Raw genomic sequence first — 24,241 nt, forward strand, 5'->3', positions numbered from 1 at the left:
ACTATTCTTTTAATTTTTGTTGGTAATACTCGTAGGTCTTAAACTGCGAGCGTATTTTTTCCTTTTTGTTCTTTCGGTAGGCGTTGTCCTGTTTTTCGGTAATCACACGTGCTTTTACATTGTCGTTCCAGCAAATGGAGAAGGTATCGTTAATTTCGGCTTTAATATCCTCATCATAAATGGGACAGGATATTTCCACACGGTTGTCCAGGTTCCGCCCCATAAAATCGGCCGAGGAAATGTACATTTTTTGTTCGCCTCCATTTTCAAAAATAAACAATCGGGGATGTTCCAAAAATTTATCCACGATGCTTATCACTTCAATGTTTTCGCTCATTCCCTTTATACCGGGAATCAGGCAGCAAATACCCCGCACGATCATTTGTATCTTCACCCCTGCCCTGCTGGCTTCGTAGAGCTTGTCTATCATCTTAAAATCCGAAAGGCTGTTCAGTTTCAGTTTTATACCGCTTGCCCTGCCCAGTCTGTGGTTTTCAATCTCGGTATCGATCAAACTGTAAAGTGTGTTTCGTGTATAGTGCGGCGATACAATGAGGTGGCGGTATTTTTTCACCTTGTAGTTCACCTCAAAAAAATCGAACACCTTGTTTATTTCCTTACATATTTTCTGGTTGGCGGTGAAGAGGGTATAATCTGTATAGAGCCGTGCGGTACTCTCGTTGAAATTCCCTGTGGAAACAAACGCATACCGTTTCACTTTTTCGCCTTCCAAACGTTCTACCAAACACGCCTTACAATGCACCTTAAGTCCCGCCACACCAAAGATAAGACGTACACCCTCGCTTTGCATTTGTTCGGCATATCGAATATTTGCGGCCTCATCGAAACGTGCCTGTAGTTCTATTTGCACGGTGACTTCTTTACCGTTCTTTACGGCATTTATGAGCGAGCTGGCAATATGAGATACCTGTGCCAACCTGTAAATGGTGATTTTTATTTTTTTAACCTTGGGATCCAACGCAGCTTCCCGCAAGAACTTAACCACATAGGAGAACGTTTGATAGGGAGCATACAGCAAGTAATCCTTTTGCGCGATCTTGTCCAGCAAGCTTCCTTGGAGGCTAAGCCCCTTTATACGCAGCGGCTGGATTTTCTCGTACTGAAGGTCCTTACGCCCCAAACTAGGAAAGCCCATATAGTCCCGACGGTTGTGGTAACGCCCTCCGGGGATGATACTATCGGTATCGTCCACGCCCATTTTGTCCATAAGGTAGCGCAGTGTTTCCTTGTCAATACTTTTATCGTACACAAACCGAACGGGGTCCCCCACGCTCCTATTTTTAACGCTTTTTGAAATTTTCTCTATAAAGCTTCGGCTCAAATCACTATCCAGATCCAACTCGGCATCGCGGGTAATTTTAATCATGTGTGCCGAAATACTATCGTATTTGAAAATACTGAAGATATTGTCCAGACAGTACCTAATAAGGTCGTCCAGAATGATAATGTATTGTTTTTCACCATCACTGGGCAGCACCACAAAACGTTCAATGGTTCGTGGGATCTCTATAAGTGCATAGTTGTATTTGCTTGCAAAGGTGTCATCGTCCTTGCTCATCTTCATACGTACCGCGAGATAGGCGGCACTATCCTTTAGCAAGGGGAATTCGTCCAGCTCACCTATCATAATGGTTGCAAGGGCTGGGGAAACTTTCTGTACAAAATATTCGGTAATGAAAGCTCCTTGGGCCTTGGTGATCTGGGTTTCATCTACCATGTGAATATTTTCTTTCTGAAGCTTTTTCTCTATATCGCTCAAGATTCGCAAACTGGTTTTTTGCTGCTCAATAACCGTTTGGGTGATCTCTTCCATTAAATCCTTTGCGGTAATTCCACCTAGGAAACTACGGCCGCCCTTTCCGGCTTCGGCAATACGTTTTATAGTGGCGTAACGTACCTTGAAAAATTCGTCCAGATTGTTGGAGAATATCCCCAGGAACCGCAAACGTTCAATGAGCGGGGTGGTTTCGTCCTCTGCCTCCTGCAATACACGGGCATTGAACTGCAACCAACTTAATTCACGGTTGTGATAGCGGTTTTCTACGGCGATTGTCTCGTCTATTCTTTCAGTCATTCTTTAAATGTCTAGGAAATACCATGGTAGTGGTTTTCCCGGTTGATACCTGGCTCCAATCGTCAATGTCGAATTCCAAAATCACAAATCCGCAGGTGGGTAAATTATCTATATACTCGCTTCCCAACATATTTACAATGCTGGTAAATGCATGGTTGTGGCCAACAATCATCACACAATCTTGGTTGTTGTCCAAGCTTTTAATCACATCCATCACGTTTTGTCCACTAAAGTCGTATAAGCTGTGGTTTGTGGTAAAATCGGCATCGGCCACTTTAAAGGTATCCTTAAAATAATGTGCCGTGGTCAATGCCCTTACGGCGTCACTGCTTATCATCTTTTGTGGTGCTTTGTAGTTTGTAGCCACATATTCTGAAACCAGTTTGCCATCACGCTTGCCACGACCTTTTAAGGGCCGCTGGTGATCTATCACGTCGTGTTTCCAGGAAGATTTGGCGTGGCGTGCCATATATAATGTTTTCATCGTACTATTTTGAATTTGAGGGTTTTGTTAGTTGGTTAGTTAGTTAAAATTTCGGTTTGCAACTCGTACTCCCCTTAGGGCTGTAACCGCTGTATGAGCCAGTTTTCTTCTTTTTTGGTGTATTGTATCCTGTCGTGCAAGCGGCTCCTTCTTCCCTGCCAAAACTCGAAGGAGACCGGTTTTACCAAATACCCACCCCAATTTTTTGGTTTAGGGATGTCTTGGCCTTCAAACTGTTTTTCGAGCGCTTTGAGTTTAGCTTCCAGTGCCTCGCGGTTTTCAATAGGTTCGCTTTGGTCCGATACCACAGCACCCAATTGGCTCTGGCGGGGACGTTTGCTGAAATAGGTTACGGACTGTTCTTCTGAAATCTTTTCAGCCTCCCCCTGTATACTGATTTGTCGTTCCAATGTCTGCCAAAAAAACGAAAGGGAAACTTGCTTGTTCTTAGCGATGGATGCTCCTTTTTCGCTATTATAATTGGTAAAAAAAACGAACCCTTTTTCTGAAAACTCCTTCAGCAACACTACCCTTCCCCTCGGGAAGCCGTCCAGCCCCAGGGTACTGAGCGTCATTGCGTTTACTTCTTCCACAAGACCAGAGGCATCGGCCTCGTCAAACCAATCCTTGAATTGTTGAAAAGGATTTTCTCGAACACCTTCTAGGGTGAGGGTTCCTTTCTCATAGGATTTACGGTAGTCGTGAAGGTCTTTGCTCATAAACAATCATAATTTACGTAAAAATACGAAGAATGCGAATGGTACCATAGTATCCTATTTTAAAATTGGGTTAAAAGTAGTTAGCGCCCAATGTTTTATTTTTTGAATATCTCTTTCTCATGGCCTCTGCTATGCTATGGCTAAAAAAATTGTTACTTTGGCTGTTGTAAAATCAAGATTTGCGATCACCAGCACCTTTTTCAATTTTCACCAAGATTTCAGAAATCCCCAAAAAGGACTGGAACGCTATTGTAGCGGAGCAAAACATCTTTTTGTCTTTGAATTATTTAGAGGCTATATCCCGTTCGCTCAAGAATGAAATCCAATGGGTATATGTCCTGGTGTACGACCAAGCTAGGCCTTTGGTAGCAGGGGTGTTCCAGAGAGCAACATTTACATATAAGAAAGGATCGCAAACCAACCTATTGCTGAAACTATTCCAAGACTGTAAAAATGCGGACGAAAGTGTATCCATTAATGGATTGGTGTGCGGGAACATTTTTGCCACCGGGCCCCACGGGTTTGCCCACAGTGACCAAATAGTCTTTAACGCAGCAGTAGAATTGATGGCCGCAGCAGCAAAACAAGTAAGGAAGCTGAAAGGGCTTGAAGACAGTTTTTCCATACAACTGTTCAAGGATTTTGATGTCCCCTCGCAAGTAGCGGTTCTCGAAGATTTCAATTATAGAGCGTTCCAGGCTGATGTTACGATGGTCCTTGCAATTGATGAGGGCTGGGAGACCTTTCAACAGTATCTCGATACCATGAAGGCAAAGTATAGGACGAAGGCAAACAGCGCCTTCAAAAAAGCTACAGATATTGAGATTCTCCCGCTTTCGGCTAAAGAGATTGTGTTGCACCAAGTACGTTTACAAGGACTTTTTAACAACGTACAACAACAATCCAGTTATAGCTATGGGGAAAGCTATCCCAAAGCGTTCCACCAACTGAAACTTGGGCTAGGCGAAAAATTTATTTGTAAAGGAGCTTTTTTACATAGTAAGCTCATAGGTTTTTGCACTGCTTTTATAAACGGCAGCACGCTAGAAGCCAGCTACGTAGGCTTGGATTACAACTACAACATACCCCATGCGCTGTACGAGCGATTGTTGTACCATTATGTAGAAATTGCCATTGAACACGGTATGGAAATCCTCCACTTGGGCCGTACGAGTGAGCTTATAAAAAGTGCCATGGGTGCGGTGCCACAACCGAAACTATTGTATGCCAAGCACACATCAAAACTTAAAAATGCGTTGCTGAAGCCTATTATTGAAAACATCTCACCAAGCCCGCATGAGTTACGCACCCCTTTTAAAGCTAGTTTTTATAAGCAGTGAAATCTCGTCTATCCCCATTGGCACAAAATGCCACCCATAAGAGCCAAGGTTACCATCCAATACCCAGCATTGATAAAACCGTACTTGAATCCTTTTTTTTCGAAAAGTCCATTGATCATGATAATAGGAAGCCCTATGAACACCCCTATTAAACCGCCGTGGAAGGCACCATGCTTGAAGGTACGGTAATAGCCACCATAGGCTTCCATAAAAGTATCAATCTGGTTCATAATGGCAGAACCTTCCTCATTAAAGCCTGGTTCGGCCACAAATAGGGAGTAATAGTGCGTCTGGTGCACTACTAAGGTGAAAAGGAAAAACGAAAGGATAAAACTGAGCAACAGCGTTACAATAAACAATAATAATCTGTTTCCTTCTTCCAGTTTTTCTTTGGTAAGCCCGGTGACTTTCATCCAGGCATTGCCAAATGTAACGGGACTGTAGTATAAAAATCCTACTACAACAGGGACGAGAGCCGCTAGGGCCACTACAAGCATATTTGGTATCATAAGGTTGGTTGTTTAAGTACTGAAAGATAGTAAATAAGTTGTAATGCCTTAACTTACAGTTCAAAAACCTTCCCGTCCTCTGCTAATTGTACGTTTGGGAAGATGGTCTGGGCCTCGGTCTTAAAACTCTCCGTGGAACTGTACCGACCGGAGTAATGCCCTAAAATGAGCGTGCCCACTTTTGCTTTTTTGGCAATGACCGCAGCTTCTTTTGCGGTGCTGTGCTTGGTTTTTTCGGCAAGGTGGTGGTCCTTGTCCAAGAAGGTGGCTTCGTGATAGAGGGCGGTTGCGTTTTCAATCTGTGGAACGAGTTGCGGGAAATATGCTGTATCGCTACAATAGGCATAACTTTTTGCAGGTGGCGGGTCGAACGTTATCAATTCGTTCTTAATCCTTTTCCCATCCTTGGAAATGGCATCCTCGCCTTGTTTTATCTTTCGGTAATAGCTCATTTCTACATTGAGTTCGCGAGCTTTTTCAATATGTAGACTGCGTTCTCCCAATTTCTCCTGAAACAAGAAGCCATTTGTGTACACACGGTGATCCAAAGGAATAGTGGTTATTGAAAGTTTTTCATCCTCAAAAACAACTTGGGGTTCCTTACTTTCCAGCTCATGGAAATAGAGCGGATAGTTGGTATAGCTCTTGCCCAGTTTTAGTTGAAGTAAAATCGCCTCTTTTATTCCCTTTGGGCCATGTACATGGAGTTCGGCCTCACGTCCCAACAACCTGAAGGTGGAGATAAGCCCGACAAGTCCAAAAAAATGGTCGCCGTGTAAATGTGAGATAAAGATGTGTTTCAATCTTGAAAATTTCACCTTGAAGCGTCGCAACTGTACTTGGGTACCTTCGGCACAGTCAATAAGGAACAAGTGTCCTTTCACCTCCAATACCTGGGCCGTGGGGTTAGCGTCCCAGCGAGGGGTTGCAGAGTGACAGCCTAGGATGGTTAGTTTCATTTTACGAAGTGCGCTTTAGGATTTAGGGTTTAGGGTTTAGGATTTTTAAAGAAAAAGTAGTGATTCAGGTCTTTAAAAACCCAGATCTCTTTCTATTTCTTCCATCCCTATAATGTCCTCGGCTTCTTGAAGTGTGGGCACCACAACCATCTCAAACGGTATATCGTCCGGGTTTATGGTGTTGTTCACGATTACAAACGATTGTTTTGTCTTTCGGTGCAGGTTGGATACTTTTAGGAAAAGCAAAAGCTCTTCTAAGGTAAGCTTACTGTAATCCAACAAGTTGAGAACAACATTCTGTCCTTTAAATTTATGGGGGATTTGGTATTCTAAAAAAGAGGCAAAGTCTTTTATATCATCCTGCTCGTCTGCAAGGATTACGTAGTTGTCTTTATTTTCAATCTTCATTATGCTGTATTTTTGATGCCAACAAGTACAATACCGCCATACGTACTGCCACACCGTTCTGTACTTGGTCCAAAATGATGGCCTGTTTGCTATCGGCTACATCGCTGGTTATCTCTACTCCTCTGTTTATGGGACCTGGGTGCATTACCACGATCTCTTTATCCAGTGCGTCCAATAGTTGCCTGTTCAACCCGAACTGTTGTGTGTATTCCCGGGTAGAGGGGAAATAGCTAATGTCCATACGCTCGTTTTGTACTCGTAACATATTGGCCACATCGCACCATTGCAGGGCTTTCTTAAGGTTGGACTCAAACCCTACTCCCAATTGTTCAATATATTTGGGGATAAGCGTCTTAGGTCCGCACACCTTTACGGTTGCTCCCAATTTTTGTAGGGCGAAAATATTGCTCAATGCTACTCGCGAATGCAGAATGTCCCCTACTATCACTACTTTTTTACCCGAAACATCTCCCAGTTTTTCACGAATGGAATAACAGTCCAGTAATGCTTGGGTGGGGTGTTCGTGGGCGCCATCGCCAGCGTTTACAATACTTGCGTCCACATGTTTTGAAAGAAATACCCCTGCGCCGGGATTGGGGTGGCGCATCACCACCATATCTACCTTCATGGACAGGATATTGTTCACGGTATCGATTAGGGTTTCTCCCTTTTTAACAGAAGAAGATCCTGCGGAAAAATTAACAACATCGGCAGAGAGCCGTTTTTCGGCCAACTCGAACGACAGGCGGGTACGTGTACTGTTCTCAAAAAAGAGGTTTGCAATGGTAATATCCCGTAGTGACGGTACTTTTTTAATGGGGCGGTTTATCACCTCCTTAAAATGATCAGCCGTCTCGAAGATGAGCTGTATGTCGTCTTCGGTGATGTATTTAATTCCCAGTAAGTGTTTTACACTTAGTTCGCTCATAGTTTTCGTCTAACAACGCCGTAGGCTTTTTTTATACTATGCTCTAAGCCGCCTACTGCATAGCTTAAAGCGTATTACGGTCAATTTATTTTTCTACTAAATATACTGCATCCTCTCCTTCGTTCTCTTTCCAGCACACCTTTACCTTCTCGCCACCAATGGCGTCTACCTGTCTACCTCGGTAATCTGGCTGGATGGGCAAATGGCGGCTAAAGCGTCTATCTATCAATGTTAGCAGTTCTATCTCCAACGGCCTACCAAAGGACTGAATGGCCGTGAGAGCACTGCGAATACTCCTTCCGGTGTACAGCACATCGTCTATAAACACCACTTTTTTGTCTTCCACTATAAAATCTATCTTGGTTTTGTTGGCTTCCAGAGGTTTTCCACTACGCCTAAAATCGTCACGGTAAAAAGTGATGTCCAGATACCCCAGCCTTATATCCTTAACGCCATATTCTTTCTGTAAGAGTGTTTTTAAACGCTCGGCCAGAAAAACGCCCCTTGGCTGTATGCCTATGAGTACGGTATTGCTAAAAGTATCGTGATTTTCGATTAATTGACAAGCCAAGCGGTGAAGTGCGATGTGTACTTCGGTTGCGTTGAGTAACACTTTCTGGCTCATAGAGAATTGCTGAATTGTATTCAGGGGACAAATTTAAGGTAATTTTTTTTAACGCACGGGGCTTCGGTACATTTTGTAAGTTTTTTGCTCTTACAAAGAATCTTACAAAACACCTACCGTTTGGATATTATGTTGAGGCAGGTGGGCTCAGCCACTTTTTGGGATGGATTTGATTTTAATGTTTTGAAGTAAAAGATTTGTACTTTTTAAACGTAGTATTATTATAGCGCATTATTAATCGTTGCAGTTAGTAAAGAGAAAAAAAATGCTTAACTATTTCAAGTACCCGTTGTGCATTTCGAAAGTAAAAAATTAGTTTCACCGTCAGTTCGAGTGATTTTGAGGTACGAAAAATTGTATCGAGAACTAATTTAGATCCTAAAATTCTTCTTCTCGATACAAATTTTTCTCATTTCAATCGAAAAACTCACTCGAAGTGACGAATTTTCTCAAAATGTACAACGGGATTCTAATATAACTTTTATTGTTTAAAACCACCTACTCCTTCAACAACAACTGATTATATACCGTTGCATCCCCGATAAAAGAAACGCGTACCATATACATCCCTGCTGCCAAGTTTTCTATGTTTATTAGATTTGAAGGATTTTTAGTTTGCTCAATTAGCTTACCGTCCATCGTAAGTATAGAAACCTGTGCCAATGCAGTATTCTCACTATGCTGAATGGTAAACACACTGTTCGCGGGATTTGGGTAGAGTACAAACGGGTTGTTTTGTTGTAAAAAATCGTTTGTCGCAAGTACGTCACAGTCTCCCATCAATCCCTGTAAGGAGTTGTTTAAATTAAGCCTACCACCAGTAGTGGTAATCCCTTCCAGCGAGGGGTTTGGGTCCACGCCCGCAAAGATATAATCCCTTACGTCCTTAGCGGCCTGCGATGGATTGGAGATGGCCAAATCTGCAAATTCTTGGCAAGGCGCTGAATACAATAAGGCAATTGCACCTGTAACGTGTGGTGTTGCTCCAGAAGTTCCTCCAAATCCACCATAACCATTTCCATTGCTGGTAGTGTAAGCTCCAGCTCCGTGGGCTCCTAGGTCGATAGTTTCGGCACCGTAGCCAGCATTGGTCACTTTCATATCTGAAATATCCATGTTTGTAACCGTGATCAAGTATTCACTTGGACATGCTGTTGGCAGGTCGCCCACGTTATCCACATTAAAGTTTCCATTGATGGTGGCTCCGCAGCTCAATATTCCATTTTCGCCCAAGGTATCGTATAGGGCACACCATAGTGGCGCATCAGCCGGATCGCCAAAGTCTACACCCCAAGAGGCATTTGTGGACACAACAAAGGCTCCTTCGGCTCCATTACTACTGTTGTACAGCATTCTCGCCTCCAGGGCATAGCTGTAAGCTTCAATAACTTGTGCCTCGTTTGTGTTGAAGTTGTTTTTTATGACCATTACCTTCACATCCCAGTTTACACCCGAAACTCCCACACCGTTGTTACCTTTGGCACCAATGATACCTGCTACGGGTGTTCCGTGGCCGCCACCAGAAATATTATCGCTATTGGTAACGATGCTCCATCCCAAATAATCGTCCGTATATCCGTTTCCGTCATCGTCAATTCCGTTATCGGGAATTTCGGCTTCATTGGTCCATAGATTATCTTCAAAGTCTTGATGGTTCAAATCGATACCATCGTCCAAGGCGGCAGCGACAATTACATCGCCATTCATAGTAATGCCTCCCGTTGTGATGTCCCAAGCTTCATCTGCATCAATATCCCCATCACTGGCTTGTTTGTATTGCCATTGGTCACCAAAGAATGGATCGTCAGGCTCGGTAGCCCGTGAACTTACCTTATGGTTTTTTTGTGCTACCAACACAAGGTTGTTGCGATATAGTTCGGCAATGGCCATTTGCTCGGTCATTGCTGAAGGCTCCAGTTGTAACAACCAAATATTCATGGGTCGCGAAATAAGTCTTGAAGTTGCAATTGCAACCTCAGGAGATTGTTGTGCCAAAAGCACAGGTGTTGTGTTATTTTGCAATTGTACCAACACTTCGTTTTGTACAAATTCTGCTTCTTGGGCAGTACCCAAAGAGCTTGTTGCAATGGCAACTATCAATACAAGTAGTTTTTTCATATCAGTCATTATTTCTGGTTTGGACATTTTTATTCCGCTGGGCTTCCTTTACCAAGGGAGATTCCTTCAGTAGTTCGATAAGTTTATTTTCGGTGATCGTTTCAGCATTATACGTGAAGAGGTAAATATGCATTGGCCTGCTCACCATTTTTTCTTGCTGAAGCCCGTATTTGCTGAATTCTTCTTCTAACATTAAAACCGTTGTCTCCTGCTCCATTTGTACCAAAACGGTTGGAAGTGCTTTACCCTCCACATCCTTTTGTCCGGACTTACAGGAAAAGACCAAAATACTGAACAGAAGCAGCAATATGGAAGGACGCGTTATTGTATTTTGGAACATTCAATTTAGTTGAGCGTTCAAGATAACACAAAAAATAGGGTTATAAAATTATTGCATAAAAAAACCCCTTCATTGCTGAAGGGGCTCTCTATCTTTAAAATGTTGGGCTCCCACCTTCGTGGGAATAAAATTATTTCTTCCCGTCCATTTTGTCTTTCAATTCCTGCAACTTCGAGTTGGCATCACCAAGGGTTGGTTTTGCTTCTTCGGCTTGCTTTGCGGCTTTCTTCGCTGCTTGCTTCACGATCTTAGCTTCTTCCTCTCTGTGGATCGTCATATGGGACGCAACCACTTTCTTGAATTCTTTGTTGAACTCAATGATCTGGAATTCTGCTTCTTCACCTTTGGCAACATCGGTACCGTCTTCTTTCTCTAAGTGACGCTTAGGTACAAACGCAGAGATATCCTCATTAAAGTTAATGATGGCTCCCTTGTCTACCATTTCGTCAATCTTAGCAGTGTGCTTAGTTCCTACTGCAAACTCCTCCTCGTACTTGTCCCAAGGGTTTTCTTCGGTTTGCTTGTGGCCTAGGCTCAACTTGCGTCCTTCTACGTCCAACTCGAGCACTACCACATCCAGCTTGTCACCAATGTTGGTAAACTCGCTTGGGTGCTTCACTTTCTTGGTCCAAGACAGGTCGCTAATATAAATAAGCCCGTCGATACCTTCTTCCAATTCTACGAACACACCAAAGTTGGTAAAGTTACGTACAATCCCTGTATGGCGTGAACCAACTGGGTATTTTGAAGTAATATCGGTCCAAGGATCTGGCGTTAATTGCTTGATACCAAGGCTCATCTTACGCTCTTCTTTGTCAAGCGTCAAGATTTGTGCTTCAACCTCATCACCAACATTTACAAAGTCCTGTGCGCTACGCAAGTGTGTAGACCAAGACATTTCAGAAACGTGGATCAATCCTTCAACACCTTCGGCAACTTCAACAAAGGCACCGTAGTCTGCAATTACCACTACTTTTCCTTTTACTTTATCACCTACCTTAAGCTCGTCACCCAGTGCTTCCCAAGGGTGTGCACTCAATTGCTTCAATCCAAGTTGGATACGTGTTTTGTCCTCGTCGAAGTCCAAGATTACCACGTTCAGCTTTTGGTCTAGTTCTACGATCTCGTTCGGGTGGTTGATACGTGACCAAGAAAGGTCGGTAATATGCACCAATCCGTCAACTCCTCCAAGGTCCACAAATACTCCGTAGGAAGTGATATTCTTCACAACACCTTCGAGTACTTGACCTTTTTCAAGCTGCCCAATAATTTCTTTTTTCTGTTCTTCTATATCGGCTTCGATCAACGCTTTGTGCGAAACTACAACGTTCTTGAACTCGTGGTTTATCTTTACCACTTTGAATTCCATTGTCTTTCCTACATAAATATCGTAATCGCGGATAGGCTTCACGTCTATCTGTGACCCAGGCAAGAAGGCCTCGATCCCAAACACATCTACGATCATACCACCTTTGGTACGGCATTTTACAAAACCGTTTACGATGGTACCTTCGTCGTGAGCCGCATTTACGCGATCCCAAGCCTTGATGGTACGTGCTTTACGGTGGCTCAGGATTAATTGTCCCGTGCTGTCCTCACGTACGTCTATTAATACTTCTACTTTGTCCCCTACCTTAAGGTCTGGGTTGTAACGGAACTCGTTCAACGAGATAACCCCTTCACTCTTTGCGTTGATGTCTATAATAGCATCACGGTCTGTCAAGTGGATTACTTCTCCTTCTACTACCTCATCATCCAAGGTATCTACAAAGTTCTCTTCTACAAGTTTCTCGAATTCCTGTAACTGCTCGCCATCTACCGGGTCGATACCCTCTTGGTAGTTGTGCCAGTTAAAATCTTCTAGAAATTTTGCTGGATTGGCTTGTTGTGGTGTCAACTCCTCTTTTGGAGTCTCAAGACTCTGCCCTACTTTTGCTTCGGCCATGTCTTCCATATCCTCTGCTTTCACAGCTTCTTTTTCTCTGGTTGGTTTTTTGGCATCTTTTACTGCTACCGAATTCTCAACCTTTTTGTCGGCAGCCTTCTTTGCTGCTTCGTCTTTTGTTGTTGCTTTATCAGCCATTTGTTGTTTGCTCCTAGACTGTCCAGTATTTTTTTAAACTGAACTAGTTTCGGTTTTGTATTCTGTGCTATTGCAAGTAGTTAGTGCGACGATCCCACAGAAGGGTTTAGTTATTGTTTATAAATTTCCTTTTCCACTTGCTTCTGTCGCTAAAAGGGGTGCAAAAATAGTGTTTTTGTTTTGAAAATCAAAGGGTTCTCGATAGGATTTTATGGTGACTGGGAAAAGTTAAGCCATTGCGATTAGGGCACACTATAAAATCACACGAACTGACTTAGGATTGTTACGCAGAAGTTACCTCTTGAAACAATGGTTGCGAGCGAATACTAACAGTATAAAAATAATGCTAACAGAAACCCTAAACTTTCCCTAAAGGTCTTAAGACTTTCAACAGTGTTTGTTAACTTTATATAAAACAAAGATCATGAAATTTATAACTACCTTAGCACTAGCCGTCCTTGTCATGAACACCTGTGGAGAAGCAAAAGACGATCCTAAAGCCGTTACCTATTTTGTAAATAGCGCCAAGGTTCCCTGCGAAGGCGTAGGGAAAATGCAATGCCTACAGATACAAAAAGGTGAGATGATGTCCGAAGGCAACTGGAGCAATTTTTATGGAAACATCGAGGGGTTTGACTACCAACAGGGATTTATCTATAAAATTTCGGTCACTGAAGGAAAATTAGACCCTGCAACAGTCCCTGCTGATGCCTCTTCAATTAAATACACATTGGTACAGGTACTGGAAAAAGAAACGGACCCAATCTTTAGGCTGCACGATATTTGGGCGTTACGAGCTATCAAAGGAGAAGATATTGCTACGAAAGGAACCCAAAGACCAAACAAACAACCCATGTTGGAGATTTTTGTGGCCGATAAACGCATTGGTGGTAACGATGGCTGCAACACCCTTTTTGGAACTATTGAAACGTTGGGCGGAAACCAACTGACGTTCTCAAGACTGGGCAGCACCAAAATGATGTGTCCCAATATGACAGTGCCCAATACCTTTACCGAAGCACTGGCCAATACAAGCAGCTATAAAGTTGAAAATTTGCGTCTCTTCTTGTATAATACTGAAGGAGAAGAAATATTAAGATTTGTGAAGGTGGATTAAAGAAATACGAATGACGAGGTACGAATGACGAGATAGAAATTGTTTAAGTATTTTAAACGTTTATACTAGGTTATCCTTCGTCACCTCAAGTGGGTTATGGAAAAGCGATAGCGTTCCAGAATTTGTATCGAGAGGCTTTTGAGATAACGATTGTGATCGGTTCTCGATACAATTTTGTTGAAATTCATAGTTTCAAACTCCGATGTACATCCCTGCAACAAAATCACTCGAACTGACGGTTTTTCAAGATTATCGTGACCTCGAGTGGGTTTTGAAAAGGCGATAGCGTTTCAAAAGCTGTATCGAGAGGCAAGACTCGGGTATGTGAAGGTATTGAAAATGTTAACTCCAAACTTCTAAATCTATAAACCCCTCAACTATTTTTTTCAATAGTGTTAAATTGGATAAAAGCCCACATTGCAAATATGCCAAAAAGCAATACCAATACCGTCTCTGAAATTTTATCGAATCTATTTAATGGCAACCTTAATAGAAGTACATATCCTCCATACGCTATCGCAGTACTTATAATTCCGGCAATATAAAAATAGCGCTTGAAAAAACACCGAGCAAAGAACCTATTAGAAAAGCTATAATAAATACACTATAAGCTTTGATAAGAAGACGTATTCTTCTTAAATCGGTAGCAACTATTTCAGTCTTTTGTGCTATTTAAAAACCTAACAACTACACTTTAAGGCAAAAACTAAACCCTCCCTGCAATCCTGTCCTTCGCCAATTGAAGGATAGTGTGGAACTGGTCCTCAAGGTTCATTTCGCTATTGTCTATCTCTATGGCGTCTTTTGCCTTTCGCAGTGGGGAGTCTTTGCGGGTACTGTCAATATGGTCGCGCTCCAATACATTCTCTAGCACTTCCTGATAGGTAACGGTATCGCCACGTTCTAAAAGTTCGTTGTACCGGCGCTGGGCGCGCTGTTCGGCACTGGCGGTCATAAAAATTTTCAGTTCAGCATTGGGGAAGACTACTGTCCCAATGTCACGGCCGTCCATGACCACGCCTTTACCCTCTCCCATTTGCTGTTGCTGCTCTACGAGCTTTCGGCGTACTTCACTAATGGTAGCGACGGGGCTCACATATTCGGAAACGTTTAGATGGCGGATGTCTTTTTCAACATTTTCACCGTTCAAGTGAATTTCGGCTTTTGCACCTCCTTCTCTTTTGAATTGCAAATTGATTTGTGGCAATGCAGCAATTAGTTTTGGGGTGTCTACTTTTCCTTCAGCAATCATTTTAGTACGCATTGCATAAAGGGTCACGGCCCTGTACATAGCACCGGTATCTACATACACATACTCCAGCCAATCTGCCAACTGCTTGGCAACGGTACTTTTTCCGGTAGAAGAATAGCCGTCTATGGCAATAGTAATTTTGTGCATTATTGCAGGTTTATATTTAGTCCAAAGGTACTGGTAGTGGCGGCGCTGTTAAATCGAGAATAGGCGTAGCTTAAACGGAGTTTGTTCAGTTTTATGGAAAAACCTCCCGTAAGCCCTGCAAAAGAGCGCTGGTCTATAATTCGCAGTTCCTCTGCCCTGCGCACGTTGTAGCCCAATCTTAGATTAAAGCCGCTCTCGGGAAAAATCTCGATACCAAAAATCATATGGCGAAAAGCATTGTCCAAAAACCCAATATTCTCGGTAGTAACCGTACCCTCCAGGTCTATCTCGTCACGGTTGGGGTTGGCAAAGGCAACATCCCATTTTTGCATATTCTCCAAGGTGAAGTGCCAGCGTATGGGAATGTTTTGCAAGGTTTGTGATATCCCGAAGATAAGTTCAAAAGGCAATCTTTCCTGGGTGTTCTCGTACGGTTTAAGCTGTGCACCAAGGTTCCTGGCTACTCCGGTGATGTGCAGGTCCCAATCTTCGTATACGTACATGACCCCAATATCCAGCGCAACTCCAAAAGAAGTGTATTGCTCTAGTTTTGAAGAAATAAATTTTACGTTTCCGCCCACGTGAAAATCTGTAAAAGCAATATTACGGGCATGACCAAAGCTCAAGGCCAACTCACCACCACTGAACTCATCGGTAGGGTTTCCATTTTCATCGTACCCGTCAAAACTTCCGTAGTTGATGTAGGTAACCCCTGTATGCAACACTTGTGTACGCCTGTCCCACAAATAGGCATAGGTTGCGGTACCGTAGTTTACATCGCCTATATAGTTTGCATAGTTGAGCGACAGTTGGTTATCCATCGCAGGATTAATGGCAGCTGGGTTGAACATCCCCTGCGTGGGGTCGTAATCGTAATTTGTCACATTCTTACCCCCCAGGGCTGCTTGGCGTGTTGAAGTAACCAGGTTCAGGAATTGATACGTGGCACGTCCTCCTACTTGTGCAACGGCCGAAACCGCTGTTAATAGGGTAAGTAGCAATACTATTCTTTTTTGCATGGACGTGGAGTTGTGTTTCCTACACTTTTTAACGACTGCAATATTAATTTATTTTTATGGGAGAGCGAAATGATTGAACTTTAAAATAGTGTTGCCTTGGGTTATAATCTAAGGGATTGCTTAAAATTCATTATTTGTGAAGTACAACTGTTTGCAAGGGTTTGCTATAATCAATGGAAGAAATAGTACATTTATACTGAAGTTAAAACTACCATTATGAAAATTTTATTCTTTTTCCTAGCATTTACAGGGCTTTTGAATGCGCAACAAATAGATCCCGCTTTTTTTGAACAAACTTGGTACCTGTATGAAATTTTTGATAGTGATACCGGTGAGACTTTTATTGTTGAAGGCTACCAGCCCTATAATGGCAATCCAAGTATTGCACAAATCCAACCACGAATCTTTATTGGTGAAAATCTTGAGTTTAGCGGATTTGGAATTTGCAACACTATCTCTGGAACGCTAGAACAGGATGCCCTAACAGGAGATTTAAGAGCTGTTTCGAGCACAAGCTCAAGCAATTCCTGTGGTTTTTTTGAGGATATGGACGAGCCTTATATTTTTGGACCATTTGCTATAATCCCAACAGACCCCAATCTATATACCATAGTGCAGCCTACAGTAACAGACAATGGGGACGGAACTAAAAGCATGAAATTTGGCACACAACCATTTGTTGAATATAGATATAGGAATACTCCAATATTGAATAACGATACGTTTACGAAAGAGCGTGTAAATGTATATCCCAATCCTGCACAAGAGAAAATTTACATAGCTGAAAACAATACGGTTGTAACTGCTTTACAACTAAGCACAGTAACAGGAACAATCATCACACATAAAGAACTGACTTCACTTTCAGCGGAAAATGAAGTCGATATTTCTTCTTTAGACCATGGTTTATACCTTTTAACGCTTTTCAGCGGAAAGCAAACGCAAACATTCAAAATTGTTAAAAATTAAAACAGCCGTAACGCTAAAGCTGCTTCGCATTTTTTACCTTTTGTTTTGTCAGGGCAAGATCCAGCACATCGCTCATTTCCTTAACGTAGTGAAACGTTAAACCCTTTAGGTATTCTGGCTTTATCTCATCTATATCACGTTTGTTGTCCTCACAGAGCAAGATCTCCTTGATCTTTGCACGCTTGGCCGCAAGTATCTTCTCTTTAATACCACCAACAGGCAATACCTTTCCACGAAGGGTTATCTCACCGGTCATGGCAATGCTCTTTTTAACCTTTCGCTGGGTGAACAAAGAGACCAAAGACGTTAACATAGTAATTCCTGCACTTGGGCCATCTTTTGGTGTAGCACCTTCGGGAACGTGGATATGGATGTTGTATTTTTCAAAGATGTCGGGAGAAAGCCCTAGCTGATCGGCATTGGACTTAATATATTCCAGAGCGATCGTAGCACTCTCTTTCATTACCTTACCAAGGTTTCCGGTCATGTTGAGCTGCCCTTTCCCTTTTGAGAGGGTAGATTCAATAAAGAGTATGTCACCTCCTACTCGGGTCCACGCCAATCCTGTCACGACACCTGCAACATCGTTGTTTTCATATTTGTTTCGTTCCAGCTTTGGTGCTCCCAGGGCTTCCACGATGACCTCGTTGGTTACTTTTTTGGTGTACTCCTCCTCCATCGCTATTTTCATAGCTGCATGGCGCACCATTTTAGCAATTTGCTTTTCCAGACCACGCACACCGCTCTCACGGGTGTAGCCTTCGACGATTTTTTCTAATTGTGGCTTGGCTATCTGCAGGTCTTTTTTAGAGAGACCGTGCTCTTTCAATTGTTTTGGGAGCAGGTGCTTTTTGGCAATCTCTACCTTCTCTTCGATTGTATACCCTGTAACATTTATAATTTCCATCCTATCCCGCAAGGCTGGCTGGATAGTACTCAAGCTATTTGAGGTTGCGATGAACATGACTTTGGACAAATCATAGCCCAATTCCAAAAAGTTATCGTAAAACTCGCTGTTCTGCTCTGGATCCAATACTTCCAGCATAGCCGAAGATGGATCGCCCTGGCTCCCAACAGATAGCTTGTCAATTTCATCCAGTACAAACACAGGATTGCTTGTTCCCGCTTTTTTCAAGCTTTTTATAATTCGTCCTGGCATAGCACCAATGTAGGTTTTACGGTGACCTCGTATCTCCGCCTCGTCGCGCAACCCACCAAGGGACATTCGCACATATTCCCTGCCTAATGCCTCTGCGATGGATTTTCCCAAAGAGGTTTTACCAACACCCGGAGGTCCGTATAGGCACAGTATGGGCGACTTCATATCGTTTCTCAGTTTTAGGACTGCTAAATATTCAATAATTCGTTTTTTTACATCGTCCAGCCCATAATGGTCACGATCTAGTATCTTTTTAGCTCTCTTTAGGTCGAATTTATCTTTACTGAACTCTTCCCAAGGTAGATCCAACATCAGGTCCAAGTAATTCTTCTGTATGCTGAACTCCGCTACCTGCGGGTTCATTCGCTGCAACTTGGTTAGCTCTTTATCAAAATGTTTTTGGATGTTCTTTTTCCACTTTTTGGATTTAGAACGGGAGCGCATTTCCTCGATCTCGGCCTCATTGCTATTGCCCCCCAATTCTTGCTGGATGGTCTTCATTTGCTGTTGGAGGAAATATTCCCGCTGTTGCTTGCTTATATCGCTCTCTACCTTGGATTGTATATCGTTACGCAAGGAAAGTTTTTGCAACTCCACATTCATATAGCGCAAGGTTTCCATGGCACGGTCCTTCAAATCGTTTATTTCAAGTAATTTCTGTTTTTCTTCTACTGAAATATTAAGGTTTGAAGAAACAAAGTTTATCAAGAAAGAAGAACTTTCAATATTCTTTATGGCAAAAGCAGCTTCCGAAGGAATATTGGGGCTGTCTTTAATAATAGTGAGTGCCAACTCCTTAATGGAGCTTATTATCTCCTTAAACTCTTCATTTTCCTTAGCGGGACGGGCTTCGGCCACTTCACGGATGGTTGCTGTCATGTAAGGATCTGTAGTCATCACCTCAGCAACCTCAAAACGTTTTTTACCCTGTATGATCACGGTAGTGTTTCCGTCGGGCATTTTTAGTACACGTAATATCTGCGCTACGGTACCCACGGTGTTTATGTCACTCAAGTCCGGGTCTTCCTTGGCTTCTTCCTTTTGTGAAACTACCCCAATTACCTTCCCGTTCTTGTTGGTCTCATTAATTAATTTGATGGATTTATCACGTCCCGCTGTAATGGGTATTACCACACCAGGAAATAGGACGGTGTTCCGCAAGGGTAAAATGGGCAGTGTTGTGGGCAGTTCTTCACGATTCATGGCATCTTCATCTTCGGTGGTCATGAGGGGTATCAACTCTGCTTCGTCCTGTAAATCCTGAAGTGACAACTTGTCCAAGGGTATTAATTTAGATTTGGTCATATTTTTATTTAAGACATTCTGTCACGGTTAAAATACCGCTTCAGTATGTGTTATTGTATCGTTTATGTGCTGTAAACACTGGAATTAAGAGTGTTATAACAGCTATAGATGTGTATTCCCCCATACCATTTCAATAGTTATGCCATGTAGAAAAAAAATCTTCAAAAGTGTAACAATGCGCAAGCTGTCCTATCTTTACTATAAATCCTGAAAGATTTTTGGCACTAACCCACCAAGACATATCAACCGTACTCTCTCTTTGTAAAAAAGGGAACCAGCTTGCGCAACTGGAAGTGTACAATCGCTATCACAAAGCAATGTACAATGTGGCTATGCGAATAGTGAAGGACACTGCCCTAGCCGAAGATTGTATGCAAGAAGGGTTTATAGCAGCTTTTGAAAAACTGGAAACCTTTAAGGGAAACGCAACATTTGGCTCTTGGTTAAAACGTATCGTGGTAAACAGAAGCATCGCGGCTTACCATAAAAGCAAAAAGTTTGTCCCGCTACCTGAGTTCAATGAAATAGAACATGAAGTAGAAACACAGACCAACGGAGAGGAATATTCAAATTTGAAGGTGTTACAAATACTGGAATGTATGGAAGGCATACACTCAAAATACAGGCAAATATTGAACCTCCATTATATTGAAGGTTACGACTATGAAGAGATTTGTGGGATACTGAACATAAGTAACGCCAATTGCCGAACGCTTATATCCCGAGCCAAAGAAAGCTTGCGGAAAAAGCTGAAAATGATCCAAAAATTGGAGCACAACTGAAAAGAAAAAATAATGAAACTGAAAGATGAAATAGCCAGCCTTTTTGAACGACTCGAAGGAAGTTTTGATGTACACGAGACACCTACGGGTCATCAAAAAAGGTTTTTGGAAAAATTGAACCAACAGCAACCCAAAACCGTAAAACCAACCATTAACTATTGGAAATGGGGAAGCATTGCTGCGGCCATCGCACTGCTGGTAGTCCTGGGAGGTAGCTTGTTTGCCCCCCAATCGTCTACAGAGGCAGACCTGGCAAGTGTTTCACCAGAGTTGGAACAAACCCAATCCTTTTTTACGGCAACCATCACTACAGAGATTGAAAAACTAAAACAGTTTGAATCTCCAGAACACCAACAATTAATACAAGATGCGCTCATAGAGGTTGAAAAACTTGAAACGGAATACCAGCTGCTCAAAAAAGACTTGGTAGAGAGTGGTTACAACAAACAGGTAGTGAACGCCATGATCCTTAATTTCCAGAGCAGGATTACCATTTTGGAGAACGTTTCAGAAACCCTAACAGCCATTAAAACACTTAAAAACAATACAAATGAAACATATCTATAACATACTACTGGTAGTACTATTACTGCCCATAACCGTAACGGCCAATACTGAAAACTTTAAAGGTAAACACACCAAGGAGAAAAAAATACACAAGGAGTATACCGTAAACCCCAACGCAGGGCTGGAAATAGACAACCGCTACGGAAATATTACCATTGTTACTTGGAACCAGAATAAAACCGTGATAGATGTAACTATTAAAACCAATGGCAACAACGAGGAAAAAGTGTCAGAAAAACTGAAAGAGATCGATGTGGAATTTTCCGCCAGTGGCACCAACGTTAACGCCAAGACCCGCTTTGGGAACAAATCGCGTTGGAACAGTTGGTTTGGCTCTGGGAACAGTAATATCTCGGTAGAGGTAAACTACACCATTAAACTCCCCATTGGCAACTCCGTGAACATAAACAACGATTACGGTAGCATAACCATAGATAAGCTGGAGGGCCACGCAACCATTAATTGCGATTACGGGCAACTGGTCATTGGAGAACTGCTGGCAGAAGACAACTCCCTAAATTTTGATTACACAAAGAACTCTACCATACAATATATGAAGAGTGGCAAGATAAATGCTGACTACTCAGGGGTTTCGATACAAAAAACCGAAACACTGCTTATAAATGCAGATTATTCTAACACTGATATTGGCGAGGTGAACAATTTAAACTATAACAACGACCACGGAAAACTGAATATAGGGAAGGTAGGCACGGTAATAGGCCGTGGCGACTACATACACCACAACATTGGTAGCGTTACCAATAGCCTTAACATACATTCAGATTATGGTGCTGTGAACGTAGGTTCCGTTCTTGCGAGTTGTAAGGAAATAACCATAAATTCAGATTATGCACGCATAAACCTTGGGCTCCCACAGGATGTATCCTTCAATTTTAAGCTGAATCTTGATTATACGAACCTAAAAGGCACCGATGGATTTCAGTACAGCCAAAAATCTGAAAAAAACTCTTCCAAAATGTATATGGGGCACTTCGGAAAAAAAGACAGCGGTACTATCGTTACTATAAACTCTAACTATGGAGGGATTACCTTCAACAAACTTTAATCTAAATTGAAAATTATGAAAAACACAATCAAACTATCCATCGTAGCTATGCTTACATTGTTTGTATCGCTACCTGCCGCGGCACAATGGGGTAACAAGAAAATTAAGGGCAGCGGCAACGTTACTACTTCAAAAGTAACCACACAGGGGTATGACGAAGTTGCCGGTGTAGGTTCGCTAACCGTAATCCTTACCTCTGGAGCCGAGGGCAATATTACCATTGAAGCAGACGACAACCTACACGAATATATAGAAGTTGAAAGCAACGGCACCCAATTAAAGGTAAAGATGAAAAAAGGATATAGTTACAGTTCCAAGAACGATATTATTGTTACGGTTCCTTTTACTGAAATTAGCAAAGTATCCATTACAGGATCTGGGGATGTAATTTCCAAAAACACTATTAAGGGCGATAACCTTGCCTTTACGGTAACAGGCAGTGGAGATCTACAGGCCAACGTAGAAGGCAACACAATAGACGCCAAGGTAACAGGCAGTGGAGATATGGTGCTTACCGGTACAGCAAATATGCTAGAGGTAAAAGTAGCTGGAAGTGGCGACTTTGAGGGGAATACACTCAACGCAGCAGACACACAGGTATATGTTTCTGGCTCTGGGGATGCAACGGTTATGGCAAATGGAACTTTTAAAGCAAGGGTTACTGGCTCTGGCGATATACGCTACAAAGGAAAACCTACAAAAAGCGACACCAAAGTAATAGGCTCTGGCTCCATAGAGTCTATGTAGAATAGATTAAATAAATAAAAAATGCCACCATAGCAGGTGGCATTTTTTGTTTATCCTATGTATAATTTTATTGAATTTCTACCAGGAACGACCCGTTGGTAATTTCATAAACGGTAGGGTCTGCAGTGGAAAAGTCCTTTGCAGTAAAGCTAAAGGTTCCCTCAATAATGTTCGTTGCCGTATCGAAGGTCGAAATGGTCAACGTTCCAGGGTCTGATGTATAGGTAATAGAAGTTCCCACATCTGGGGTGTAACTTCCCACTACTTCGGCACCAGCGACCAGTATCGGGCTCATTCCATAGGTTCCTTCGCCAATTGAGTATGGGAATTCCAGTTTTACCTCTTGGTTGTTCAATGTAGCCGTAATGGTTACATAGTCCACTCCATTGAACTCTGTAAGGGTCGCTATTGTTGTTTCTGGCTGAAAGAGCACTCCATCGATTTCATTCTCAAAAGAGAAAGTTACATTACCAGGAGTTGGCACAAATGATATGTCTAGATTTCCTTCGGTAATTTCCACCACGGTTGGGTCGTCTCCCAAAGGATCGGTAGCCGTGAACTGGAAGGTTGCAACTAGCTTACCAGATTGTGAGCCGAATTCAGAAATTGTTATGGTTCCTGGGTTGGAAGATAAGGTTTCACCTCCTGTGTTGGGGTTATAATAACCTATGAGCTGGCTTCCGTCAGAAATTCCGTTGAACATATCGAAGGTTCCTGTTTGCAACGTTTCTGGGATGTCCAAACGCAGGCTAGCTCCTCCAGCATCCAAGGCCATTACTTGTATCATGGGTTGCATCCCAACCATGTATTGTGAAACCATCACTTCTTCCGGTATAAAGTCTACACCATCTGCTTTTGCCAAGAATATATTGTTAGGATCGGTTGGGTCTGGATCGCCACCGCCTCCGTTGGGATCACACTCACTGGGTTCGGGGTCTCCACTTACAACTTCAAAAGTAATATCTGTAAAACTACCATCTGTAACTTCAATAGTTTCGCTACCTGGACCATTAGGTGTTATTTCAACAGCTACAAAAGTAAAGGTTCCAGATACGGTCATTGTTTCAGTATTGTATGAGGTAATCTCCAAAGTTCCAGAGGAACCAAACTGTCCCGTAGGGTCTACTGTATAAGAAGTTCCAGAACTAATCTCACTTATACTAGCAGATGCGTTTGCACCTGTAAGATCGAATACACATTCACTTTTGTTTACAACGATCAAGCCCATCGCAAAAACACCATCACTTGCACTCATTATCAAAGTCCCCTGATTGATTTCAGCAACAAGCTGAGTGGCCACAAATGACTCTCCATCTACAGTCGCTACAAAATTACCGGAAGCAGCTCCACCTGGTTCATCCACGATAAACTCACCCTCCAAAGGTTCGTTCTCACAGCTAGAAAAAACTACTGCCAGAATTGTAAACAGTATAAGGTGTATGTGTCTAAATTTCTTCATAAATATGGTTTTGTTATTGCTATTAAACGCAAACATAAGTA

Annotated in this window: 22 protein-coding genes; 7 read left to right on the forward strand and 15 right to left on the reverse strand. The window is 42.4% G+C overall.

What is annotated here, in order from left to right; genetic code table 11:
* Window position 1: 1 nt before the first annotated feature.
* The 3 genes from ppk1 to pdxH all read right to left on the reverse strand — a co-directional run bounded on the left by ppk1 (window position 2) and on the right by pdxH (window position 3,298).
* Window positions 2–2,095 carry a polyphosphate kinase 1 gene (ppk1, locus tag C8D94_RS09685; RefSeq protein WP_115123747.1) on the reverse strand — a complete coding sequence of 698 codons (2,094 nt, stop codon included), beginning with the start codon at window positions 2,093–2,095 and terminating at the stop codon, window positions 2–4.
* Complete coding sequence (locus C8D94_RS09690; protein ID WP_115123748.1) at window positions 2,088–2,579, reverse strand: SixA phosphatase family protein; 492 nt, start codon at window positions 2,577–2,579, stop codon at window positions 2,088–2,090. Before C8D94_RS09690 ends, ppk1 begins: the two co-directional genes overlap by 8 nt.
* 74 nt (window positions 2,580–2,653) lie before the next feature.
* Complete coding sequence (pdxH, locus tag C8D94_RS09695) at window positions 2,654–3,298, reverse strand: pyridoxamine 5'-phosphate oxidase (protein WP_115123749.1); 645 nt, start codon at window positions 3,296–3,298, stop codon at window positions 2,654–2,656.
* Between the two features lie 179 nt (window positions 3,299–3,477).
* Here pdxH and C8D94_RS09700 point away from each other — a divergent pair, with 179 nt between their 5' ends.
* Complete coding sequence (locus tag C8D94_RS09700; protein ID WP_115123750.1) at window positions 3,478–4,638, forward strand: peptidogalycan biosysnthesis protein; 1,161 nt, start codon at window positions 3,478–3,480, stop codon at window positions 4,636–4,638.
* Window positions 4,639–4,646: 8 nt separating this feature from the next.
* Here C8D94_RS09700 and C8D94_RS09705 read toward each other — a convergent pair whose 3' ends face one another.
* The 8 genes from C8D94_RS09705 to rpsA form a co-directional block, all read right to left on the reverse strand.
* Window positions 4,647–5,147 carry a DUF1761 domain-containing protein gene (locus C8D94_RS09705; RefSeq protein ID WP_115123751.1) on the reverse strand — a complete coding sequence of 167 codons (501 nt, stop codon included), beginning with the start codon at window positions 5,145–5,147 and terminating at the stop codon, window positions 4,647–4,649.
* A gap of 53 nt (window positions 5,148–5,200) precedes the next feature.
* Window positions 5,201–6,106 carry a ribonuclease Z gene (locus C8D94_RS09710; RefSeq protein ID WP_115123752.1) on the reverse strand — a complete coding sequence of 302 codons (906 nt, stop codon included), beginning with the start codon at window positions 6,104–6,106 and terminating at the stop codon, window positions 5,201–5,203.
* A gap of 72 nt (window positions 6,107–6,178) precedes the next feature.
* On the reverse strand, window positions 6,179–6,514 hold the full coding sequence (locus C8D94_RS09715) for a ribonuclease Z (protein ID WP_115123753.1): 336 nt from the start codon (window positions 6,512–6,514) through the stop codon (window positions 6,179–6,181).
* Window positions 6,504–7,442, reverse strand: a complete 939-nt coding sequence (locus C8D94_RS09720) for an aspartate carbamoyltransferase catalytic subunit (protein WP_115123754.1) — start codon at window positions 7,440–7,442, stop codon at window positions 6,504–6,506. Before C8D94_RS09720 ends, C8D94_RS09715 begins: the two co-directional genes overlap by 11 nt.
* A gap of 85 nt (window positions 7,443–7,527) precedes the next feature.
* Window positions 7,528–8,067: a bifunctional pyr operon transcriptional regulator/uracil phosphoribosyltransferase PyrR gene (pyrR, locus tag C8D94_RS09725; RefSeq protein ID WP_115123755.1), complete on the reverse strand. Its 540-nt coding sequence runs from the start codon at window positions 8,065–8,067 to the stop codon at window positions 7,528–7,530.
* Window positions 8,068–8,565: 498 nt separating this feature from the next.
* Window positions 8,566–10,185: a S8 family peptidase gene (locus tag C8D94_RS09730; protein WP_170134755.1), complete on the reverse strand. Its 1,620-nt coding sequence runs from the start codon at window positions 10,183–10,185 to the stop codon at window positions 8,566–8,568.
* 1 nt (window position 10,186) lies between these two features.
* A complete protein-coding gene (locus tag C8D94_RS09735; protein WP_115123757.1) occupies window positions 10,187–10,525 on the reverse strand; it encodes a hypothetical protein in 339 nt (112 codons plus the stop codon).
* 130 nt (window positions 10,526–10,655) lie between these two features.
* Window positions 10,656–12,470 (reverse strand): 30S ribosomal protein S1, encoded by a 1,815-nt coding sequence (gene rpsA / locus C8D94_RS09740; protein WP_245946291.1) that lies wholly within the window; start codon window positions 12,468–12,470, stop codon window positions 10,656–10,658.
* Between the two features lie 562 nt (window positions 12,471–13,032).
* Between rpsA and C8D94_RS09745 the strand changes: the two genes are divergently transcribed.
* Window positions 13,033–13,725, forward strand: a complete 693-nt coding sequence (locus tag C8D94_RS09745; protein WP_115123758.1) for a DUF4377 domain-containing protein — start codon at window positions 13,033–13,035, stop codon at window positions 13,723–13,725.
* Between the two features lie 706 nt (window positions 13,726–14,431).
* On the opposite strand, the gene cmk is transcribed toward C8D94_RS09745, so the two are convergent.
* Window positions 14,432–15,124, reverse strand: a complete 693-nt coding sequence (cmk, locus tag C8D94_RS09750; RefSeq protein ID WP_115123759.1) for a (d)CMP kinase — start codon at window positions 15,122–15,124, stop codon at window positions 14,432–14,434.
* Window positions 15,124–16,143, reverse strand: a complete 1,020-nt coding sequence (gene porQ / locus C8D94_RS09755) for a type IX secretion system protein PorQ (RefSeq protein WP_115123760.1) — start codon at window positions 16,141–16,143, stop codon at window positions 15,124–15,126. The genes cmk and porQ overlap by 1 nt, the downstream gene beginning before the upstream one ends.
* A gap of 216 nt (window positions 16,144–16,359) precedes the next feature.
* Here porQ and C8D94_RS09760 point away from each other — a divergent pair, with 216 nt between their 5' ends.
* The gene (locus C8D94_RS09760; RefSeq protein ID WP_115123761.1) at window positions 16,360–17,112 is read left to right on the forward strand and encodes a T9SS type A sorting domain-containing protein; all 753 of its coding nucleotides are present in this window, start codon (window positions 16,360–16,362) and stop codon (window positions 17,110–17,112) included.
* A 13-nt stretch (window positions 17,113–17,125) separates the two neighbouring features.
* Here C8D94_RS09760 and lon read toward each other — a convergent pair whose 3' ends face one another.
* Window positions 17,126–19,576 carry an endopeptidase La gene (gene lon, locus C8D94_RS09765; RefSeq protein WP_115123762.1) on the reverse strand — a complete coding sequence of 817 codons (2,451 nt, stop codon included), beginning with the start codon at window positions 19,574–19,576 and terminating at the stop codon, window positions 17,126–17,128.
* A gap of 218 nt (window positions 19,577–19,794) precedes the next feature.
* Here lon and C8D94_RS09770 point away from each other — a divergent pair, with 218 nt between their 5' ends.
* From C8D94_RS09770 to C8D94_RS09785, 4 genes are read left to right on the forward strand one after another with little or no spacing between them, the layout of a single operon-like run.
* Window positions 19,795–20,358, forward strand: coding sequence for an RNA polymerase sigma factor (locus C8D94_RS09770; RefSeq protein ID WP_115123763.1), 564 nt, complete (start codon window positions 19,795–19,797; stop codon window positions 20,356–20,358).
* A 12-nt stretch (window positions 20,359–20,370) separates the two neighbouring features.
* The gene (locus tag C8D94_RS09775) at window positions 20,371–20,925 is read left to right on the forward strand and encodes a hypothetical protein (RefSeq protein ID WP_115123764.1); all 555 of its coding nucleotides are present in this window, start codon (window positions 20,371–20,373) and stop codon (window positions 20,923–20,925) included.
* Window positions 20,909–21,994 (forward strand): hypothetical protein, encoded by a 1,086-nt coding sequence (locus tag C8D94_RS09780; RefSeq protein WP_115123765.1) that lies wholly within the window; start codon window positions 20,909–20,911, stop codon window positions 21,992–21,994. Before C8D94_RS09775 ends, C8D94_RS09780 begins: the two co-directional genes overlap by 17 nt.
* 15 nt (window positions 21,995–22,009) lie before the next feature.
* Window positions 22,010–22,741 carry a head GIN domain-containing protein gene (locus tag C8D94_RS09785; protein WP_115123766.1) on the forward strand — a complete coding sequence of 244 codons (732 nt, stop codon included), beginning with the start codon at window positions 22,010–22,012 and terminating at the stop codon, window positions 22,739–22,741.
* A gap of 67 nt (window positions 22,742–22,808) precedes the next feature.
* On the opposite strand, the gene C8D94_RS09790 is transcribed toward C8D94_RS09785, so the two are convergent.
* Window positions 22,809–24,200 carry a DUF6252 family protein gene (locus tag C8D94_RS09790; protein WP_147278532.1) on the reverse strand — a complete coding sequence of 464 codons (1,392 nt, stop codon included), beginning with the start codon at window positions 24,198–24,200 and terminating at the stop codon, window positions 22,809–22,811.
* Window positions 24,201–24,241 lie beyond the last annotated feature (41 nt).

The sequence above is a fragment of the Marinirhabdus gelatinilytica genome (assembly GCF_003353425.1).
Classification (GTDB): domain Bacteria; phylum Bacteroidota; class Bacteroidia; order Flavobacteriales; family Flavobacteriaceae; genus Marinirhabdus; species Marinirhabdus gelatinilytica.